The organism is Pseudomonas syringae group sp. J309-1, assembly GCF_032582135.1.
In the GTDB taxonomy this organism is placed as follows: Bacteria; Pseudomonadota; Gammaproteobacteria; order Pseudomonadales; family Pseudomonadaceae; genus Aquipseudomonas; species Aquipseudomonas quasicaspiana.
Map to the genome: position 1 here is coordinate 1 of NZ_JAWHNU010000038.1, position 18,875 is coordinate 18,875.

Annotated in this window: 18 protein-coding genes and 1 tRNA gene; all 19 read right to left on the reverse strand. The window is 58.0% G+C overall.

Translation table 11 applies throughout. The features are described 5' to 3' along the window. Positions 1–2: 2 nt before the first annotated feature. Positions 3–75 (reverse strand) — tRNA-Val (locus RX972_RS18995). A gap of 300 nt (positions 76–375) precedes the next feature. Then, positions 376–1,137, reverse strand: a complete 762-nt coding sequence (locus tag RX972_RS19000; protein WP_049827020.1) for an SDR family oxidoreductase — start codon at positions 1,135–1,137, stop codon at positions 376–378. An 11-nt stretch (positions 1,138–1,148) separates the two neighbouring features. Next, entirely contained in the window at positions 1,149–2,360 is a 1,212-nt protein-coding gene (locus tag RX972_RS19005; RefSeq protein WP_027901103.1) for an O-succinylhomoserine sulfhydrylase, read from the reverse strand. A gap of 18 nt (positions 2,361–2,378) precedes the next feature. Continuing rightward, positions 2,379–3,887 (reverse strand): amidophosphoribosyltransferase, encoded by a 1,509-nt coding sequence (gene purF / locus RX972_RS19010; protein WP_027901102.1) that lies wholly within the window; start codon positions 3,885–3,887, stop codon positions 2,379–2,381. A gap of 12 nt (positions 3,888–3,899) precedes the next feature. Beyond that, positions 3,900–4,487 carry a CvpA family protein gene (locus tag RX972_RS19015; RefSeq protein ID WP_099269634.1) on the reverse strand — a complete coding sequence of 196 codons (588 nt, stop codon included), beginning with the start codon at positions 4,485–4,487 and terminating at the stop codon, positions 3,900–3,902. 97 nt (positions 4,488–4,584) lie between these two features. Beyond that, positions 4,585–5,262 carry an SPOR domain-containing protein gene (locus RX972_RS19020; RefSeq protein ID WP_316877624.1) on the reverse strand — a complete coding sequence of 226 codons (678 nt, stop codon included), beginning with the start codon at positions 5,260–5,262 and terminating at the stop codon, positions 4,585–4,587. Beyond that, a complete protein-coding gene (folC, locus tag RX972_RS19025) occupies positions 5,246–6,553 on the reverse strand; it encodes a bifunctional tetrahydrofolate synthase/dihydrofolate synthase (protein ID WP_316877625.1) in 1,308 nt (435 codons plus the stop codon). The genes RX972_RS19020 and folC overlap by 17 nt, the downstream gene beginning before the upstream one ends. Beyond that, positions 6,550–7,470: an acetyl-CoA carboxylase, carboxyltransferase subunit beta gene (accD, locus tag RX972_RS19030; protein ID WP_027901098.1), complete on the reverse strand. Its 921-nt coding sequence runs from the start codon at positions 7,468–7,470 to the stop codon at positions 6,550–6,552. The genes folC and accD overlap by 4 nt, the downstream gene beginning before the upstream one ends. Positions 7,471–7,744: 274 nt before the next feature. Next, positions 7,745–8,365, reverse strand: coding sequence for a phosphoribosylanthranilate isomerase (locus tag RX972_RS19035; protein ID WP_316877626.1), 621 nt, complete (start codon positions 8,363–8,365; stop codon positions 7,745–7,747). Between the two features lie 61 nt (positions 8,366–8,426). Beyond that, complete coding sequence (gene truA, locus RX972_RS19040) at positions 8,427–9,251, reverse strand: tRNA pseudouridine(38-40) synthase TruA (RefSeq protein WP_122398133.1); 825 nt, start codon at positions 9,249–9,251, stop codon at positions 8,427–8,429. A 156-nt stretch (positions 9,252–9,407) separates the two neighbouring features. Then, complete coding sequence (locus RX972_RS19045; protein ID WP_316877627.1) at positions 9,408–12,263, reverse strand: FimV/HubP family polar landmark protein; 2,856 nt, start codon at positions 12,261–12,263, stop codon at positions 9,408–9,410. 114 nt (positions 12,264–12,377) lie between these two features. Next, positions 12,378–13,388: an aspartate-semialdehyde dehydrogenase gene (locus tag RX972_RS19050; protein WP_316877628.1), complete on the reverse strand. Its 1,011-nt coding sequence runs from the start codon at positions 13,386–13,388 to the stop codon at positions 12,378–12,380. Positions 13,389–13,467: 79 nt separating this feature from the next. Next, complete coding sequence (locus RX972_RS19055; protein ID WP_231665727.1) at positions 13,468–14,028, reverse strand: DUF1285 domain-containing protein; 561 nt, start codon at positions 14,026–14,028, stop codon at positions 13,468–13,470. 9 nt (positions 14,029–14,037) lie between these two features. Next, positions 14,038–14,643: a DUF4823 domain-containing protein gene (locus RX972_RS19060; protein WP_027901092.1), complete on the reverse strand. Its 606-nt coding sequence runs from the start codon at positions 14,641–14,643 to the stop codon at positions 14,038–14,040. A 140-nt stretch (positions 14,644–14,783) separates the two neighbouring features. Next, on the reverse strand, positions 14,784–15,446 hold the full coding sequence (locus RX972_RS19065; RefSeq protein ID WP_316877629.1) for a TetR/AcrR family transcriptional regulator: 663 nt from the start codon (positions 15,444–15,446) through the stop codon (positions 14,784–14,786). A 585-nt stretch (positions 15,447–16,031) separates the two neighbouring features. Continuing rightward, positions 16,032–16,817: a TatD family hydrolase gene (locus RX972_RS19070; protein WP_027901090.1), complete on the reverse strand. Its 786-nt coding sequence runs from the start codon at positions 16,815–16,817 to the stop codon at positions 16,032–16,034. Between the two features lie 12 nt (positions 16,818–16,829). Beyond that, the gene (locus RX972_RS19075) at positions 16,830–17,186 is read right to left on the reverse strand and encodes a PilZ domain-containing protein (RefSeq protein WP_027901089.1); all 357 of its coding nucleotides are present in this window, start codon (positions 17,184–17,186) and stop codon (positions 16,830–16,832) included. A 64-nt stretch (positions 17,187–17,250) separates the two neighbouring features. Beyond that, the gene (locus tag RX972_RS19080) at positions 17,251–18,237 is read right to left on the reverse strand and encodes a DNA polymerase III subunit delta' (protein WP_231675731.1); all 987 of its coding nucleotides are present in this window, start codon (positions 18,235–18,237) and stop codon (positions 17,251–17,253) included. Further along, a complete protein-coding gene (gene tmk, locus RX972_RS19085) occupies positions 18,230–18,862 on the reverse strand; it encodes a dTMP kinase (RefSeq protein ID WP_255880446.1) in 633 nt (210 codons plus the stop codon). The genes RX972_RS19080 and tmk overlap by 8 nt, the downstream gene beginning before the upstream one ends. Between the last annotated feature and the right edge of the window lie 13 nt (positions 18,863–18,875).

Consider the following 18,875-nt stretch of genomic DNA (forward strand, 5'->3'; position numbering starts at 1 on the left):
GGTGGGTGATGACGGGATCGAACCGCCGACCCGCTGCTTGTAAGGCAGCTGCTCTCCCAGCTGAGCTAATCACCCTTTGCTTCGTTGAGGCCGCGAAATTTACGCACCTAACGAACCTAAGTCAATACCCTGCTTGAAGTTTTTTTAAAATAAGCTGAAAACGGATTCAGGCAAGCGAACATCGAGTGGAACGCCAAAAACAGAAAAGGCGCATATCGATGCGCCTTTCTGAACTCACATCAACATTATTTCTGTAGGAGCTGCCGAAGGCTGCGAAGCGTTTATCCTGACACTCCGCAATCGCAGCCTTCGGCAGCTCCTACACATTCTACGTTTGCCGCCAGAAAGCGCAGCACCATGGAAACCGGGACAGCCCTACAGATAAATCATCTTCTTGCTCATACCACCGTCCACCACGAACTCTTGCCCCGTGACGAACCCGGCATTGCGCGACAGCAGCCAGGAGATCATCGCTGCCACATCATCCACCGTGCCTACTCTGCCCGCCGGATGTTGCGCGTGATCGGCGTCTGATAGCGGCTCAGCACGCCGTACAGAAGGATCCCGGGCGTCAATCCAGCCAGGGCTGACCGCGTTGACGCGAATCTCGGGCCCCAGGCTGATGGCAAGCGAATGAGTCAACGCCAACAGGCCGCCCTTACTCGCTGCATAAGCTTCGGTATCGGCTTCTGACTGGCGCGCGCGGGTTGAGGTCAGGTTGATGATACTGCCCGCGTGAGCGCGCAAGTAGGGAGCGCAGTGCTTGGCCAGCAGCATCGGACCACTGAGGTTGATCCCCAGCACCCGATTCCAGTGCGCCAGGCTCAGGCTCTCAAGCGTGGTGTTATGCGGATCGGCAATCGCGGCGTTACATACCAGTGCGTCGAGGCGACCGAACTGGCCAATGACCTCGGCCACGCCTGCCGCGACCTGCTCTTCGCTGGAGACGTCCATGGCAATGAAGACCGCGTTATCACCCAGTGCCTGAGCGACCAGAGCGCCTCGCTTGCGATCCACATCAACCAGCACAACCTGCCAGCCCTCGGTAATCAGCCAGGCAGCAATGCCCAGACCGATCCCTCGTGCAGCACCCGTTACCAGGGCCACCCGCCCATTACTGGTGCTGGCGGCCTCCATCACCCAATCATTCACAGTGCCGCAAGACCACGCGCCAGATCCGCCTTCAGGTCAGCGACATCTTCCAGGCCTACAGCAACCCGGATCAGGCTGTCGCGGATGCCCGCAGCTTCACGCTCCTGAGGCGCCAGACGTCCATGGGAAGTAGTGCTCGGGTGCGTGATGGTGGTTTTGCTGTCACCCAGGTTGGCGGTGATCGAAATCAGGCGTGTCGCATCGATGAAACGCCACGCGCCTTCTTTGCCACCCTTGACCTCGAAGCTCAAAACCGCGCCGAATGCCTTCTGCTGACGTTTTGCCAGAGCATGTTGCGGATGACTTTCGAGACCGGCGTAATGCACCTTCTCGATGCCGTCCTGCTGCTCCAGCCACTGTGCCAGTTCAAGAGCACTGGCACAGTGAGCGCGCATGCGCAGGTTCAGGGTTTCGAGGCCCTTGAGGAAGATCCACGCGTTGAATGGGCTTAGGGTTGGTCCGGCAGTGCGCAGGAAGCCGACCACTTCTTTCATCTGTTCGCTGCGACCGGCAACCACACCGCCCATGGAGCGGCCCTGGCCGTCAATGAACTTGGTGGCGGAATGCACGACCATGTCAGCACCCATCGCCAGCGGCTGCTGGAGCGCTGGTGTGCAGAAGCAGTTATCGACTACCAGCAGGGTGCCTTTGGCGTGAGCGATTTCTGCCAGAGCGGCGATATCGACCAGTTCGGCCAGAGGATTGGACGGTGATTCAACAAACAGCATTTTGGTGTTGGGCTTGATAGCGGCATCCCAGCCAGCCAGTTCGGCGAGCGGCACGTAATCCACTTCAACGCCAAAACGCTTGAAGTACTTCTCGAACAGACTGATGGTCGAGCCGAATACGCTCCGGGAAACCAGCACGTGATCGCCAGCGCTGCAAAAGCTCATGACCACCGCCATGATCGCGGCCATGCCGCTTGAAGCGGCAACGGCCTGCTCGGCGCCTTCCAGCGCTGCGATACGTTCTTCGAACGAGCGCACCGTCGGGTTGGTGTAGCGCGAGTAAACGTTGCCCGGCACTTCGCCTGCGAAACGCGCAGCCGCGTCGGCGGCTGAACGGAACACATAACTTGAGGTGAAGAACAGCGGATCGCTATGCTCGCCTTCCGGCGTGCGGTGTTGACCGGCACGCACAGCGAGTGTGTCGAAGCCAACGCCCTCAAGGTCGCTGTCCAGCCGACCGGCATCCCATTCCTGAGTCATGCGCCCTCTCCGTGATGATTAGTTGTTGTACAGATCGATGATCGCGCTGACCGCCTGGGTCTTGACCTTGGAGGCGTCATTACGCGCCGACTCGATCTTGTTCAGGTAATGCTCGTCGATATCACCGGTCACGTACTTGCCGTCGAAGACCGAGCAATCGAAGTTGTCGATTTTGATCTTCTTGCTGCCACTCACCGCTTCGATCAGGTCGTTCAGGTCCTGATAGATCAACCAGTCGGCACCGATCAGATCAGCAACGTCCTGAGTGCTACGGTTATGAGCGATCAGCTCATGAGCGCTTGGCATGTCGATACCGTAAACGTTCGGGTAACGAACGGCAGGTGCCGCGGAGCAGAAGTAAACGTTCTTGGCACCGGCTTCACGGGCCATCTGGATGATCTGCTTGCAAGTGGTGCCACGCACGATGGAGTCATCCACCAGCATGACGTTCTTGCCGCGGAACTCCAGCTCGATGGCGTTGAGCTTCTGGCGTACGGATTTCTTGCGCGCGGCCTGACCGGGCATGATGAACGTACGGCCGATGTAGCGGTTCTTGACGAAACCTTCGCGGAACTTGACGCCCAGATGGTTGGCCAGTTCCAGTGCCGCCGTGCGGCTGGTGTCCGGAATAGGGATAACCACGTCGATGTCGTGATCCGGACGCTCGCGCATGATCTTGTCAGCCAGCTTCTCGCCCATGCGCAGACGCGCCTTGTAGACCGAGATACCGTCGATGATCGAGTCCGGACGCGCCAGATAGACGTGCTCGAAAATGCACGGTGCGTACTTGGGATTGGTTGCGCACTGACGAGTGTGCAGCTTGCCATCTTCAGTGATGTAAACCGCTTCGCCCGGCGCCAGATCGCGAATCAGGGTGAAGCCGAGCACGTCCAGTGAAACGCTCTCGGAGGCGATCATGTACTCGACGCCTTCATCGGTGTGACGCTGACCGAAAACGATCGGACGGATGGCGTCAGGATCGCGGAAACCGACGATACCGTAGCCGGTGATCATCGCGACCACGGCGTAACCGCCACGGCAGCGTTTATGCACGTCAGTGACAGCAGCGAAGATGTCTTCTTCGGTTGGCTGCAACTTGCCGCGCACGGCCAGTTCATGAGCGAAAACGTTCAGCAGCACTTCCGAATCGGAATTGGTGTTGACGTGGCGCAGGTCAGATTCGTAAATCTCCTTGGCCAGTTGCTCAACGTTGGTCAGGTTGCCGTTGTGCGCCAACGTAATGCCATACGGCGAGTTGACGTAAAACGGCTGGGCTTCAGCTGAAGTCGAGCTGCCTGCCGTTGGATAGCGCACATGACCAATACCCATGTGCCCGACCAGACGCTGCATATGGCGCTGATGGAACACATCACGTACCAGGCCGTTGTCCTTGCGCAGGAATAACCGGCCGTCGTGGCTGGTTACGATACCGGCAGCGTCCTGGCCGCGGTGCTGGAGGACGGTGAGCGCGTCATACAGCGCCTGATTGACGTTCGACTTACCGACGATACCGACGATGCCACACATGCGACACAACCCCTACTTAGTGGAACTGGATTTACCGAGCACTTCCTGCGGCATTGTAGGCGGCAGGAGGTGTTCCTTGAACGGCAGTTCAGCAGGTACGCTGACTCCGCTGGCGAGCCACTTGCTGGACATCCCGAGAATCAGGTTTTTCGACCAGTCAGCGACCATGAGAAATTGCGGCACCAACCTCGATTGCTGCCACCATTGATCCTGTTGTACCGGCCCCAGGCTCAACAGCCCGACTGCCACTACTACAAGCAAGCCTCCGCGCGCTGCGCCAAAGACCATGCCGAGAAAGCGATCGGTCCCGGAAAGCCCGGTGACACGAATCAGTTCCCCAATAAGAAAGTTGATCATTGCGCCAACCAGCAAGGTGGCGACGAATAGAATAGTACAGGCCGCAATAACCCGAAACGACGGTGTTTCGATGTAGTTGACCAAATAACCTGATAATCCCGCGCCAAACATCCAGGCGACGACGCCTGCAATGATCCAGGTCACCAGAGACAGGGCTTCCTTGACGAAGCCGCGCTTGAGACTGATCAGAGCGGAGATAGCGACGATCGCGAAGATCGCCCAGTCGACCGGGGTAAAGGGCACGTTTGAGCCTGCAAACAGATAAGGCGGCGCATTTTAGCAGAGCGCCAGCCTGCCGGTAAGCAGCATTTCCGGCAGCTGTGCAATCATCTGAAAAGCATCAACCCTGCTCAGGCTGAAAGCGCACCACAATGCCCTTGAGCTTCTGTTGCTTGTCGAGCTGGTCACGCAAGCGATCAGCTTCTGCACGCTCGATCAATGGACCCACAAACACCCGGTTCACGCCGCCTGCGGTACGGATGTAGGCGTTATAGCCCTGAGTGCGCAGGGTCTTCTGCAGGTTGTCGGCATTGGCACGATTGGACATGCTCGCCAATTGTACCGACCAGCTTACCGACAGACCGTTAGCGTCGACACCTGACGGCGTGGCGGGTTTGGCAGTCGCTTGTGCTGCAGGCGCCGCCGGGGCTGGCGCCGGTGTTGGCGTCGGAGCTGGCGTCGGAGCTGGCTTGGCGGCCGGCTTGACGGCAGGCGGGGTCGCAGTCTTCACTTCAGGCGGAGCCGGAGCGATAGGCATGGACGGTGCCTGGCTTTGCGCAGCTATTTCATCGTCGCCAGGGATAGGCTCCTGAGTGGGAACCTGAGGCTCAGGCACCGGCACTGGCTGAACCTGCACTTGAGGCGCTGCAGGCGCTTGCGGAGCAGCGGGCGCATCGACCTGAACGTGGCGCGTCTCATCCTGACGTGTGAACAGCATAGGCAGGAAGATCACCGCCACGGCGATAAGCACCAGGGCACCGACCATTCGCTGTTTGAATACGTTATCCAGCAAAGCCATTTGCAGCTTCCTCTATGGCGTGCCGGGTCAACCATTCCAGGGCCTCGGCAACACAGTAAAAAGACCCGAACAGCAAAATCTCGTCATCGGCTGTAGCGTGCGCGCATTGGGCTTCAAGTGCCAGCGCAACACTCTGATAGGACGTCACGTGCGCACCAAGGTTCTCAAGTGCAACCTGCAAATCCGCTGCTGGTCGGCTGCGCGAGGTCGGAAGCGGTGCAACAGCCCAGTCAGCGATACTGGAAGCCAGCTCGGCAACGACACCTTCCAGCTCCTTGTCAGCCAACAGACCAAAGACCGCCAAGCGCTTTCCTGCCACCGGACGCTGAGCCATGCGTTGCGCCAGAAACTGCGCAGCGTGGGGGTTGTGCCCCACGTCCATCAGCAGATTCAGCCGCTTGCCATGCCAGTTGAAGGCGCGACGATCCAGACGACCGATGATCCGTGTATCGAGCAATGCAGCAAGAATCAGCTCCGGCTGCCAGGCAATATCCAGCAATAGATAAGCCTGCAACGCCAAGGCTGCGTTTTCCATAGGAAGGTCAAGCAATGGCAAATCAAGCAATTCAACCCGCTGCCCCTGCCCGTCTCGCCCCGTCCAGCTCCAGTTCCGTTCACTGATCGACAGATCGAACTCACGGCCGCGCAGCATCAGCGGGCAATTGAGTTGTTTGGCCTTGTCGAGAAGTGGCGCAGGAGGATCAGGATCACCGCACAGCACTGGGCAACCTTCGCGGAAAATCCCCGCCTTTTCGAACGCTACGGACTCGCGGGTATCGCCCAGCCAGTCCGCGTGATCGATACCGATGCTGGTCACTACCGCCAGATCGGAATCGATCAGGTTGACGGCATCGAGACGACCACCCAAACCCACCTCAAGCACCGCGACATCAAGCGCCGCCTGCTCGAAAAGCCAGAAAGCCGCCAGAGTCCCCATTTCGAAATAGGTCAGCGTGACATCGCCACGCGCAGCCTCGACAGCGGCGAACGCATCGCAGAGTTCTAAATCAGTGGCCTCAACGCCCTGCACTTGCACACGCTCGTTGTAGCGCAACAAATGCGGAGAACTGTAAACACCGACCTTAAGACCCTGAGCGCGGAGCAACGAAGCCAGAAAGGCGCAGGTCGAACCTTTGCCGTTGGTACCGGTTACCGTAATCACCCTGGGCGCAGGCCGGGTCAAACCCAATTGCTGCGCTACCTGTCGCGACCTGTCCAGCCCCATATCAATGGCAGAGGGATGCAACTGCTCCAGATAGGCGAGCCAATCACCCAGGGATCCTGGCGTCATACGTTGGCGGGCGCCGGAGGAACGATGATTGGCTCGATAACCGGCGCGACGAACTTGGGTGTCGGCAGGTTCATCATTTGCGCCAGGAGGTTACCCAAGCGCTGACGCAGTTCCTGACGAGGAATGATCATGTCGATAGCGCCGTGGTCCAGCAGGAACTCACTGCGCTGGAAGCCTTCCGGCAGTTTTTCACGAACGGTCTGCTCAATGACACGAGGACCGGCAAAGCCGATCAGAGCCTTTGGCTCAGCGACGATCACGTCACCCAGCATGGCCAGACTCGCGGAAACACCGCCGTAAACCGGGTCGGTCAGTACGGAGATGAACGGCAGGCCTTCTTCGCGAAGACGCGCCAGCACGGCCGAAGTCTTGGCCATTTGCATCAGCGAGATCAACGCTTCCTGCATACGCGCGCCACCGGAAGCGGCGAAGCAGATCATCGGGCAGCGTTTTTCCAGCGCATAGTTGGCAGCCTGAACGAAGCGCTCGCCTACGATCGCGCCCATCGAACCGCCCATGAAGGAGAACTCGAACGCCGAGACCACAACCGGCATGCCCAACAGGGATCCGCTCATGGAAATCAGTGCATCTTTTTCACCGGTCTGTTTCTGGGCACCGACCAGGCGATCCTTGTACTTTTTGCTGTCGCGGAACTTGAGACGATCAACCGGCTCCAGATCGGCACCGATTTCGGAACGACCTTCTTCATCGAGGAAGATATCCAGACGAGCACGCGCGCCGATGCGCATGTGGTGGTTGCACTTGGGGCAAACGTCCAGGGTCTTTTCCAGCTCTGGACGATAAAGCACCGCTTCGCAGGATGGGCATTTATGCCAGAGGCCTTCAGGAACCGAGCTCTTCTTGACCTCGGAACGCATGATCGAAGGGATCAGTTTGTCTACCAACCAGTTGCTCATGCTTTATATCTCCAGTACCGGTGGCTCGAACGCCGGGTGACTCAGCACCCTGCGCATGCCCTTTTAACTAATTCGTAAATGAATTGAAGCAGCTTGTCGGTGGCTGCCAAATATCGTGGCGTGCCAGCCGCACAGCTTCAATCGCGATTCAACAACCGTGGCGAGGCCATTCGAACCTCACCCGTAAAAAATCTGCCCGCTTATCCGGGACTGCCTGTCGCACAGACAGGATTATGGACGGTGGCCGACGAAAACCCGTCACATCGAACCGCCATCAGCAGCCGTGCACTGCGCTCATGAACGCACGAATCTTGTCATGATCCTTGATGCCCTTGCTCTTCTCAACACCGCCGCTGACGTCCACCGCGTAAGGCCGAACCTGGGTAATGGCCTGAGCCACGTTGGCAGAGGTCAAACCGCCGGCCAGGATAATCGGCTTTTCCAGACTGTTCGGGATCAGCGCCCAGTCAAAGGTTTCACCCGTACCGCCTGGAACGCCTGCGACAAATGTGTCGAGCAGGATACCGCTCGCCCTGGAGTACAAACGGCAACTGGCAGCGATATCGTCACCCGCCTGCACCCGCAATGCCTTGATGAACGGACGATGATAGCCGTCGCACTGCTCAGGCGTCTCATCTCCGTGGAACTGCAACATATCCAGCGGCACAGCATCCAGGGTTTCGTTGAGCTCACAACGACTGGCATTGACGAACAAACCCACCGTACTGATAAACGGCGGCAAGGCGGCAATGATTGCCCGCGCTTGTTGAATGCTCACTGCCCTTGGGCTTTTGGCGTAAAACACGAAGCCGATGGCATCGGCACCCGCCTCGACGGCAGCCAATGCATCTTCTATGCGGGTAATCCCGCAGATCTTGCTGCGAACGGCTGACATGTAAAGAAAACCTCAAGCCTTTCGGGAAAGGCCCGGATGTTAACAAATGCTGTTACAGGCGTCAGCCGTCAAGTTCCGAGAAGCCCGTAAGAAAGTGCGGCCCGATATAACGCTCAGGCAGTGGAAACTCGTCGCGATACTCCACCTGTACCAGATAAAGCCCGAACGGGTGCGCGGTCACCCCGCCCGTTCGACGAACCTTGCTTTCCAGCACCTCGCTCGCCCACTCAACCGGCCGCTCTCCTGCGCCAATGGTCATCAGCACACCAGCGATATTGCGCACCATGTGGTGCAGAAACGCATTGGCACGTATATCGATGACAATCATCTTGCCGTGCTGCGTCACCCGCAGATGATGCAGCTGTTTGACGGGCGACTTGGCCTGACACTGCCCTGCACGGAAAGCACTGAAATCATGAGTCCCGACCAGGTACTGCGCTGCCTGCGCCATGCGCTCGACATCCAGCGGGCGATGGTTCCAGGTAATTTCCTGATTCAGGTGCGCCGGACGGATCTGGTCGTTGTAGATCACGTAGCGATAACGGCGTGCGATGGCTTTGAAGCGCGCGTGGAAATCTGCAGGCATGACCCTGGCCCAACTGACACTGATGTCATGGGGCAAATTGATGTTGGCGCCCATCACCCAGGCCTTCATCGAGCGCTGGGCCTGCGTATCGAAATGCACGACCTGCCCGCAGGCATGCACACCGGCATCGGTTCGTCCGGCGCACATCAACGAGACTGGCGAATCGGCGACTTTCGACAATGCGTTTTCGAGGGTTTCCTGAACCGTCAGCACGCCGGATGCCTGACGCTGCCAACCGGAATAACGCGAGCCTTTGTATTCGACCCCGAGCGCAATTCGGGAAAAGCCTTCAGCAGCCATTTCAGCTGCCGGGTTATCTATGTTCGCCAAGAGGTAAAAGCCTGTCGGATTGCAAAATGGCGGCCATTATAGGGCCGTCGAAAAAAGACGCCATGTGCCCGACGCTATAAATGCAAACGGCCGCATAAGCGGCCGTTGCAACACAGCGGTAACGAATCAGACCAGACGAGAGAGCATGTCCCGCGCTTCGGTTTTCTGACCGTCATTACCCTCGGACACCACTTCATCAAGGATATCGCGAGCGCCGTCGCTGTCACCCATTTCGATGTAGGCGCGTGCCAGATCGAGCTTGGTGGCGGCTTCGTCGGTGCCGGACAGGAAATCGAACTCTGGCTCATCATCCATCGACGCCATGTCATCAGCGGTGAAGCTAGGCGTCTCGAAAGGCTCTGCCATCGGCGGGTGCTCAAGATTCTGCGACAAACGCTCCAGTTCGGCGTTGACGTCCTCAATCTCGGAAGCGAATGCCTGGGCGGCAGGATCAGACTCGATTTCGTCAGACAGCGACAGGTCGAAGTCATCCGGCAAGTCCAGATCGTGCTCCAGCTCAGGTTCAGATTCGGCTGCCACTACAGGAGCAGGCTCACCCAGGTCCAACGGCTCTTCGTCGAGGCTGAGCAGGAAATCATCTTCCGTGGTCAGCCCGGGTTCGTCTTCCGCCAGATCCAGATCGAAATCGTCCAGGTCGTCAGGCGTGCTGACCACGGGCGCTTCAGTCTGCTGCTTCAGGAGCGACTCAAAGCTCGGCTCCTGCGGCTCAGGCTCAGGTGTTGGTGCATCCAGCTCGAAATCGCTCACCTCTGCCGGCGCGGTCAGATCGACCACGTGCTCCGGCGAAGCCTGTTCCAGATCGTCCAGGCTCAGATCGAAATCCTGCTCGAAGTCATCAACCTCAGCAGCCGGAACTTCAGCTTCAGGGACTGACGCTGCGACGACTGGCTCAGGTTCCAGTTCCGGCTCTGAAGCCAGCTCTGGCTCTGGCTGTACTTCAGCGACAGGCGGCTGCGGTTCTTCTTCGTCGAGCAGCAGCTCCTCAACGTATTTCGCATCCAGTTCGGCGGCCACTGCTGCAGCCGTCGCTGTTGCCGCCGCAGCCACAACAGCTGCGGTAACCATGGTCGGGTAACGACTCTTTAGCTGCTCGACCTCAGCTTCATGCTTTCCCCGTGCCACCACTTTGCGCTCGTGCGCGGCGAAAGCTTTGGTGTTGCCCTGCTCGGCGTAGATTTCCATCAGCTTGAGACGGATATCATCACGAGCAGGATCTTCTTTAACAGCCTCTTCCAGAAGTTCGACCGCCTGATTCATGCGGCCGTAAGCGATATGGATTTCAGCCTGAACCAGCGGATCAGCCGGACGCTCTTTCGGACCGCCAGCAGCAGGCGGTGGCGTCATTGCCACGTTAGGCGAAGCAACGCCCAACCCTTCGAAACTGGCTTGCGGCACGTCCATATCCATGTCGGACACAAAGTCAGACTCTTCAGCCAGAGCACGCGCCATGCGCTTGTGCTTCTCGGCCTCGGCCTTGGCATTGCGACGACGGGCCAGGAACAGCATCAACAGAAGCAGGAACAGCACCACAGCGCCGCCGATGATGCCAAGCACAATCGGATTATTGAGCAACTGTTTGAAGGCGTTATCCGCGTCGGACTCCGGCGCGACTACCGGCTCAACGGCCAACGGCTGATCTGCACCAGGCGCGGTGACCTGAGCGGCACCAGCCGGTAGCGCATCTTCCGGGGCAATCTCACCTGGTGGCTTGGCCGCAGCCTCAGGCGTACCCGGCGCGCCAACCACTGTGGCGGGCATGGCCGAGTCAGCAGGTTTTGCGGCCGCTGCGGCATCAGGCGTCGCACCCGGAGTCGCAGGCGGAACTACGCCTCCGGCAGCCTGCATCTTGGCCAATTGATCGCTTTTCAGCTGAATCAGACGCTGCATCTTGTCCAGCTGGCTTTGCAGGTCGTTCATGCGGCTCTTGAGCTCCGCGTTATCACGACGTGCGGTGTCCAGATTTTCCTGAGCCACGGCCAGCTTGTTGCTTAATTCTTTCTCGCCTGCAGAGCCTTTGCCCGCAGCATTTGAACCTGCAGATACCAGACTCAGGTTATCGCCCGCTTCCACCCGGGAAGGTGCCTCACCGGCACGATCGCGACGGGTTGCATCAACCTGACGCGTGCCGGAAGGCGTTCTACGCCCCTGACGCCACGCCTGATTCTGCGCAGCCACTTCGGTGATCGCTTGAGGCTGAGGCAAGGTCGTTGACTGCGAGGGCGTCGGCAAACGCAATACCTGACCTTTCTTGAGTCTATTGATATTGCCGCCAATGAATGCGTCCGGGTTCAGCGCCTGAATCGCCAGCATCGTCTGTTGTACGGTGCCGCCATTGCGATTTTTCTCGGCAATTTCCCACAACGTGTCGTTATTGCTAGTGGTGTACGAAGCCTGCCTGGCAATGCTGTCCGCGACTGGCGCTGGCGCGGCCGGCGTCTCGGCGGCTGGCGTTGGCGCCGGAGCAGCCGGTTGCTCGGCAGCCGGTGCCGTAGAAGGCAACTGGGTCGCAGCAGTTGGAGCTGAAGCGGCCGCTGCAGCAGCGGCTGCCGCTTCCGGGGAATATTTAGGCGGATCCAGCAGCAGGCTGTACTCGCGCAGCAAGCGACCGTTTGGCCACAACACTTGAACGAGGAATTTCACAAAGGGTTCGCGTACCGGCCTGCTGGAGGTAATACGCAAGACACTCTTGCCGCTGGCGTTGATCACCGGGGTAAACGTAAGGTCGTTGAGAAACGCCTGACGGGTGACACCGGCCTGAGCGAAATCGGCGGTGGTTGCCAGACTCGGCACCACTTGCGAGGCGTTAAGCCCCTGCGCTTCCGTCAGTTCAATTTCGGCTACCAACGGCTGGTTCAGGGTCGACTTGACCGACAATTCCCCAAGCCCCAGCGCGTGCGCCATTCCAGATGACAGCGCGGAAGCCGCAGCAATTGCTAAAACCAGTTTGCGAACCTGAACCATAGCCCATCCCTTGTTAAAAAATTCCTCGGCATCCGAGAGGTAAAAGTACTCATCTCAGGAGCTTGGAGGACACGCCTGGCTAGAATGATTCTTCAAATTGCCGCCAAGTATCTTTTACACATAGTCTTTTATCAACAATTCAGCGAGCTGCACAGCGTTGAGAGCTGCACCTTTGCGTACATTGTCCGACGTGACCCACAGATTTAACTCACAAGGATCATCGATCCCACTCCGGACGCGTCCTACATAAACAACGTCCTGCCCTACAGCATCGCCGACCGCAGTCGGGTAATCACCGGCTTCGACCAACTCGATTCCAGCCGCAGACTCCAGTGCCTTGTTGACCGCTCCGAGATTCACAGGTGCCGCCGTCACCAGCGAAACCGTGAAGCTGTCGCCAAAAAACAGCGGTGCCTGCACGGTTGCCGCAGAAACCTTCAGTAAAGGCAGAGCCAGCAACTCTCGCAACTCCGCCACCAGACGTTTTTCCAGCGGTACATGCCCTTCTGCATCTGGCGTACCCACTTGGGCCAGCAAGTTGAAGGCCATTTGCCGGTCAAAAAAGCGCGGCTCCAGCGGACGAACATTGAGCAATTCTGTCGTCTGACGCGCCAGTTCAGCGACGCCTTCACGCCCTTGGCTCGATACCGCCAGACAGGCCGTGACGCTGACACGCTGAATGTCCAGCACCGCCAGCAAAGGTGCCAGTGTCAGCGCCAACGCTGCACCGGAAGAACTTGGGCTGCCCACCTGAAACGGTTTGCCGTACGACTCGATCAAAGCGCCATTGATTTCGGGAACGACGTTCGGAGCTTCCTCCGGGGACAATCCACCAGACAGATCAATGACCGAACACCCGGCAGCGGTCGCACGGGCAGCATAGCTGCGGGTAATCGCCGGACCCGCTGCAAAGAGCGCAACCTGCGCCTTGCTGAAATCGAACTCGTCGACTTCGCGCACACGCACGTTTTTGCCTCTGAACGGCACGGAATGACCTGCCGACTCGATACTGGCCAGCAGATGCAACTGCGCAACCGGGAAGTTACGCTCTTCGAGAATCTGGACGATGGTTTCGCCGACAGTACCGGTGGCGCCGATAACGGCAATATCAAAGGACTGACTCATGCAAAAACCTCAGGTAAAACGGGGAGCGGCACTTTAACCGCCGAGTACAAAGCAAGCAATTGAGCGGCAACTTATTGATTCAAGGCTCAAGGCCTATGGGAAAGAACTCTCCGTGACTCCAGACGCCCAGCCAGCGCTGACCATCAATGTCGCGGGAAACGGCCAGCTCCACCAACTGGTAGAACACGTTGCGATGAATCAGTGCTTCAAGGTTGGCCCGCACATGAATGTAGGGGGCCGGCTCTTCAGTCTGGGGATCGACTATCACGCGTAACGGGTGATCCGGGCCTGCTTCGGTATCATCCTCGACATTGGTCGAGAAGCGCAAAATCTGCTGCTCGCCTTCGCCCTCCACCACCAGACTGACCGCCACGAACGGTGCGTCATCGACGCGAATCCGGACCTTCTCCACGGGAGTAATCAGGAAGTAATCGTCGCCATCGCGACGCATGATCGTGGAAAACAACCGAACCATGGGTTTGCGACCAATTGGCGTACCCAGGTAGAACCAGGTGCCATCCCGCGCGATACGCATGTCGATATCGCCGCAGAAATCCGGATTCCACAGGTGAACGGGTGGTAATCCTTTGCTCTTGGGGATCTGCGCGAACAGATCATTGGCCTTGCCCGGACCGGTCATTTTTTCTCCTTAGCGACTCAGACCCAACAGGCTGCGAGCATATTCCTCAAGCGGCGGGCCGAGCAGGTCTTCTGGTTTATTGTCGTAGAACGTCAGCAATCCGCCGCGAATACGAATACGAGCGGTGTCGATCAGGTAGCGGGTACTGGTTTCGATCAGCATCAACTGGATCACGCCGTTATCAATACCGAGCCGATCCAGCGCTTCCTGATCGGACCATTCATCCGTATTGCCGATCCGATCGTCAGCCTTGGCAAAACGAGTGTAGAGCAAGTAATGCGCGCCGAAACCACGGGCTTCGGTCATTGCCTCATCCAGCCCCAATGGGGTACGGGCGCGACGAACCATCGGGAAATATTCAACGAAGCCGTTGAAGGCTTCTTCAGCCACTACGTTCTGCTTGGGATGGGGACTGGAATTAGGCGGTACGAACGCGCCTTGAGCGATATAGATGAACGAGTCAGCCTGTATGCGCCAATTGCCGATACGACGGGTTTCGCCGTGGTCGAGAATCCCGGCATCACTCAGTTGATCCTTGGTGCCTTGGGCCAGATCGCTGACACTCATGCAACCACTCAACGCCAACAGCGCCAGTAACAGAACCAGGCTACGCATTATTCCCCTCCCAAATGCCGGTGACGGAAAACCGGCGAATGGTCGTCGGATGCAGCTTCCGAGCCAGAGCGTGCATGGAAGCTGAATAATGCGGGTTTTAATGTGCAGCATGCCTGAAACAGAGCCTTGGAGCAGCCCGGTTACTGATCTGCGGAATCTGCCTTGGGATCGGCCATGACATCTGTATCGCGCTTGCGCTTGTTGCCCATGCGCACGCCGATATCCATCAGAAATTGAAAAAAGCCTTCCTGATCTTCAAGCACATTGCTCCAGAACGGCGAGTGGTAGAGCGCAACGGCGCCATGCACCAAAGCCCAGGCAGCGCAGTAGTGGAAATACGGCGGGACGTCTTCGAGCTTGCCTTCGTTGATCCGCCCTTTGATCAGCAGCGTCAGGTGTTCGAAGTTCGAGGCGCGGATCTTGTGCAGCTCCTCGACCAGTTCTGGCACCTGATTGCCTTTGACGACCTTCTCTTCCAGACGATCAAACAGCCGATAACGCTGTGGATCACGCATGCGGAATTCGAAGTAGGCGCGGGAAAGTGACTCCTTGTCCTTTTCCAGATCTGCTGAATGCAGTAACTCGTTCAGATCACGCTCGTAGTCGAGCATCAGGCGCAAATAGATTTCCGCCTTGGATTTGAAGTGCTTGTAGATGGTGCCTTTGCCAATACCGACGGCGTCCGCAATCATCTCGACAGTAACGCTGTCTTCGCCTTCATCGAGAAATAACTTAAGCGCCGTGTCGAGGATTTCCTGCTCACGGCGGCGAAACTCACGGACCTTACGAGGTTCTTTTTGCATATTAAGAAGGTCTGCACGGCTCAAAATCGAAGCTCTGCATTATGCCTAACCCGCGCGAAATTGCACGGATCATCCGACCATGGTGCGTTAAATGCGTGAAGTGCAGGTTTTGACGGGAGAGTGTCGGACAATCCGGGAACTCACTTCGGGGAAAGAATGGTGTTGGTCTCATCGCGAGCAAGCTCGGCTCCCACATGAAAACCTCGCTCCCCCTGCTGGAGCGAGGCTTGCCCGCGAAGAACGATGACGCGGGCCATCTGACACGCCGCACCAACTGATTCGCGGGCAAGCCTCGCTCCAACAGGCAATGCGATCTCGGTCCCAGGCAGCATTCCAGAGGTGTGGCCGTAAATCATAGATAAAACGGACTCAACAACCGCCCCGCTATTCCAAATCTGTTTAAAAAACGTACAGAAGCGACTGGACGCCGGGCGAGCATGACCAATACTTAGTACGTTGGCGCGACATCTCCCCCAAGTGACGCGCCAATAAAGGTGCAGATGGATAGCGCACCTTTGTTTTACTCCTAATGGTCTTAACCCGGATTCACCCCCCAGAACCCGGGTTTTTTTTGCCTGCGATTCGTCAAGCCTTCAGATGCGCCAAGGGGAACAGTCGGGCAAAGTTGGCAGTCGTCATTTCCGCAAACTGCTCGTAAGACTCACCGCGCAACATGGCCAGAAATTCGGCCACTTCACGCACGTACTGAGGCAGGTTGGGTTTGCCCCGGTATGGGATTGGCGCGAGGTAAGGCGAGTCCGTTTCTACCAACAACCGGTCCGCTGGCACCTGACGCGCCACGTCGCGCAGCGCATCGGCGTTGCGGAAGGTGACGATGCCAGACAGGGATATGTAAAAACCAAGATCCAGCGCCGCCTTGGCCATGTCCCAGTCTTCGGTGAAACAGTGCAGCACCCCGCCCTGGGGCAGTGCAGCCTCGCGCAGCAGGCTCAAGGTGTCGGCCCGCGCACCGCGAGTGTGAACGATGACCGGCTTGCCGGTGATGTTCGCGGCTTGCAGATGCAGTCGAAACGACGCCTGCTGCAACTCCGCCGCTTCGGGCTCGTAATGGTAGTCCAGACCCGTTTCGCCAATCGCCACCACCCGGGGGTGATCCAGCTCTTTGAGCAGCCAGTCCAGCGCTGGCGTTTCGCCTGGTGTCAGGTCCAGTGGATGGATACCCACTGAGCAATCAACATCATCGTATTGCTCGGCAAGCGCCTTCACTGCTCCGGCGTTTTCGGCGCTGACGCCGATGCACAGAAAGTGTCCGACACCCCGGCCACGTGCAGCCTCAAGGGCAGCATCCAGGGATCCGGAATGCTCGGCAAGGTCCAGGCGGTCAAGGTGGCAATGGGAATCTACAAGCATGGAAATAGGCAACTACATCGTGTGAGTGGGACGGTCGGACTTCAAAGCACCGGCCAGATAGGTTTCGATCATGGTACGGGCGGTCGTGTCACCATCATTGAATTGCACGCCGACGCCAGCCGCGCGATTACCTTGCGCGCCCTTGGGGGTGATCCAGGCGACTTTGCCCGCCACCGGAATTTTTTCCGGTTCATCCATCAGGTTCAACAGCATGAACACCTCATCCCCGAGCTTGTAGCTTTTACTGGTGGGGATGAACAGCCCGCCATTTCTGATAAAGGGCATGTAGGCCGCGTACAGAACGGACTTGTCCTTGATAGTCAGAGACAAAATGCCATTTCGTGGACCGGAACTCGGCGGCAGGCTCATGACAACTCCTATCAAAAAACATAACCAACTGAATTTAAATGCATTTCCGTCCAACGACTAAACGCTAGCGCTGACTGATCAGCCCCGACCATTGAACCAGCAAGGCCTCAAGCAGTAATACCCTGTTCAGGTTGGCCTTGGACATGACTTTCTGACGCTGGGCCAGAATCCAGTCCTGAATCTCGAGCACCTTGCCCTGCGCGGACTTCTGCGCCAGATACTGCACTACTTTGCGCATATCCTCCAAACCCAGGCCTTGTTCATCCCCGGTCAATTGGTATCGCAAAACAAGGTGCGACCAATCGCAAAACCAGTCAAACAACAGCAACAGCGGGATATCTTTCCAGCCTTCAGCCAGTTGGGTCGGCGATTGTTGCTGCTTGAGTAGCTTCTTTACGCCATCCACCACCTGAGCACGCTGCTCGCGCACGCCCTGAGTCTGAAGGCTGACAGCAGCAAGGGGAGAACCAGCGGCGAGGGTCAGCAACTCGCGCCGCTCCTCCTCGCTGCTCTCCGGCAATGCCTTGGCAAGCCATGTGAGACTCATCTCTTCACTGGGCAGCGGGCAGGCTTGTTGCACGCAACGGCTTTTGACCGTTGGCAACAATCGGCTGGGCTGATGACTGACCAGCAGCAAAACGGTGTTGCCCGACGGCTCTTCAAGGCTTTTCAACAAAGCGTTGGCGGCGTTGATATTCATCGACTCGACGGGCTCGATCAATACCACTTTGCGGCCACCCATTTGTGCCGTCTGCACCACAAAACTCACCAGATCGCGGACCTGATCGACCTTGATCGCCTTATCCGCCTCTTCCGGCTCCAGCACGTAATTGTCCGGGTGACTTCCCGCTGCCAGCAACAGACAGGACTTGCACTGACCGCACGCTTCAAGGCCTTCCGGTCGCTGGCACAGCAGGCTGCCCATCAACCGTTCAGCCAGTGCTCGCTTGCCAATGCCAATAGGCCCATGCAGCAAATAAGCGTGGGCGTGTTGAGCACGACCCGCCAATTGCTGCCAGAGCTGCTCCTGCCAGGGATAAGCTTCAGCCACGGTGCAGACTCAACAGCTCAGGCAATAATGCGTCGAGAGAGCGCTGCACGTCAGGCAGGGATTGCGCCGCATCCACCAGACGATAACGTCCTGGCTCGGCTTTGGCGCGATTCAGATACGTACTGCGCACCGCGTCGAAAAAGGTCCGGCCTTCCTGCTCGAAACGATCCAGCCGCCCCCGCGCAGAGGCCCGCGCCAGACCCACTTCTACCGGCAAATCGAACACCAGAGTCAGGTCCGGGCGCAAATCGCCCTGTACGAAACTCTCTAACGCAGCGATCCGCTCATGGGACAAGCCACGACCACCACCTTGATAAGCGTAAGTTGCATCCGTGAAGCGATCACACAGGACCACTGCGCCACGCGCCAGTGCTGGACGAATGACTTCAGCCAAGTGTTGCGCACGGGCAGCAAACACCAGCAGCAACTCGGTATCGGCATGCATGGCTTCGTCGCTGGGTGCCAGCAACAGCTCACGAATGCGTTCAGCCAGCGGCGTACCGCCCGGCTCACGAGTCAGCAATACGTCGATGCCTTCAGCGCGCAGTTGCGCTGCAAGGTATTCACGGTTGGTGCTTTTACCGGCACCTTCCGGGCCCTCGAGGGTGATAAACAGGCCGGTCACAGGGTGTACTCAA

Coding starts and splice junctions, on each gene's coding strand:
- RX972_RS19065 (WP_316877629.1), bottom strand. CDS start 15,446: ATGCAAAAAGAACCTCGTAAGGTCCGTGAGTTTCGCCGCCGTGAGCAG.
- purF (WP_027901102.1), bottom strand. CDS start 3,887: ATGTGTGGCATCGTCGGTATCGTCGGTAAGTCGAACGTCAATCAGGCG.
- truA (WP_122398133.1), bottom strand. CDS start 9,251: ATGGCTGCTGAAGGCTTTTCCCGAATTGCGCTCGGGGTCGAATACAAA.
- RX972_RS19060 (WP_027901092.1), bottom strand. CDS start 14,643: ATGCGTAGCCTGGTTCTGTTACTGGCGCTGTTGGCGTTGAGTGGTTGC.
- RX972_RS19050 (WP_316877628.1), bottom strand. CDS start 13,388: ATGAGTCAGTCCTTTGATATTGCCGTTATCGGCGCCACCGGTACTGTC.
- RX972_RS19020 (WP_316877624.1), bottom strand. CDS start 5,262: ATGGCTTTGCTGGATAACGTATTCAAACAGCGAATGGTCGGTGCCCTG.
- RX972_RS19045 (WP_316877627.1), bottom strand. CDS start 12,263: ATGGTTCAGGTTCGCAAACTGGTTTTAGCAATTGCTGCGGCTTCCGCG.
- RX972_RS19005 (WP_027901103.1), bottom strand. CDS start 2,360: ATGACTCAGGAATGGGATGCCGGTCGGCTGGACAGCGACCTTGAGGGC.
- RX972_RS19000 (WP_049827020.1), bottom strand. CDS start 1,137: ATGGAGGCCGCCAGCACCAGTAATGGGCGGGTGGCCCTGGTAACGGGT.
- RX972_RS19075 (WP_027901089.1), bottom strand. CDS start 17,186: ATGAGCCTGCCGCCGAGTTCCGGTCCACGAAATGGCATTTTGTCTCTG.
- folC (WP_316877625.1), bottom strand. CDS start 6,553: ATGACGCCAGGATCCCTGGGTGATTGGCTCGCCTATCTGGAGCAGTTG.
- RX972_RS19035 (WP_316877626.1), bottom strand. CDS start 8,365: ATGTCAGCCGTTCGCAGCAAGATCTGCGGGATTACCCGCATAGAAGAT.
- accD (WP_027901098.1), bottom strand. CDS start 7,470: ATGAGCAACTGGTTGGTAGACAAACTGATCCCTTCGATCATGCGTTCC.
- RX972_RS19070 (WP_027901090.1), bottom strand. CDS start 16,817: ATGCTTGTAGATTCCCATTGCCACCTTGACCGCCTGGACCTTGCCGAG.
- RX972_RS19055 (WP_231665727.1), bottom strand. CDS start 14,028: ATGACCGGTCCGGGCAAGGCCAATGATCTGTTCGCGCAGATCCCCAAG.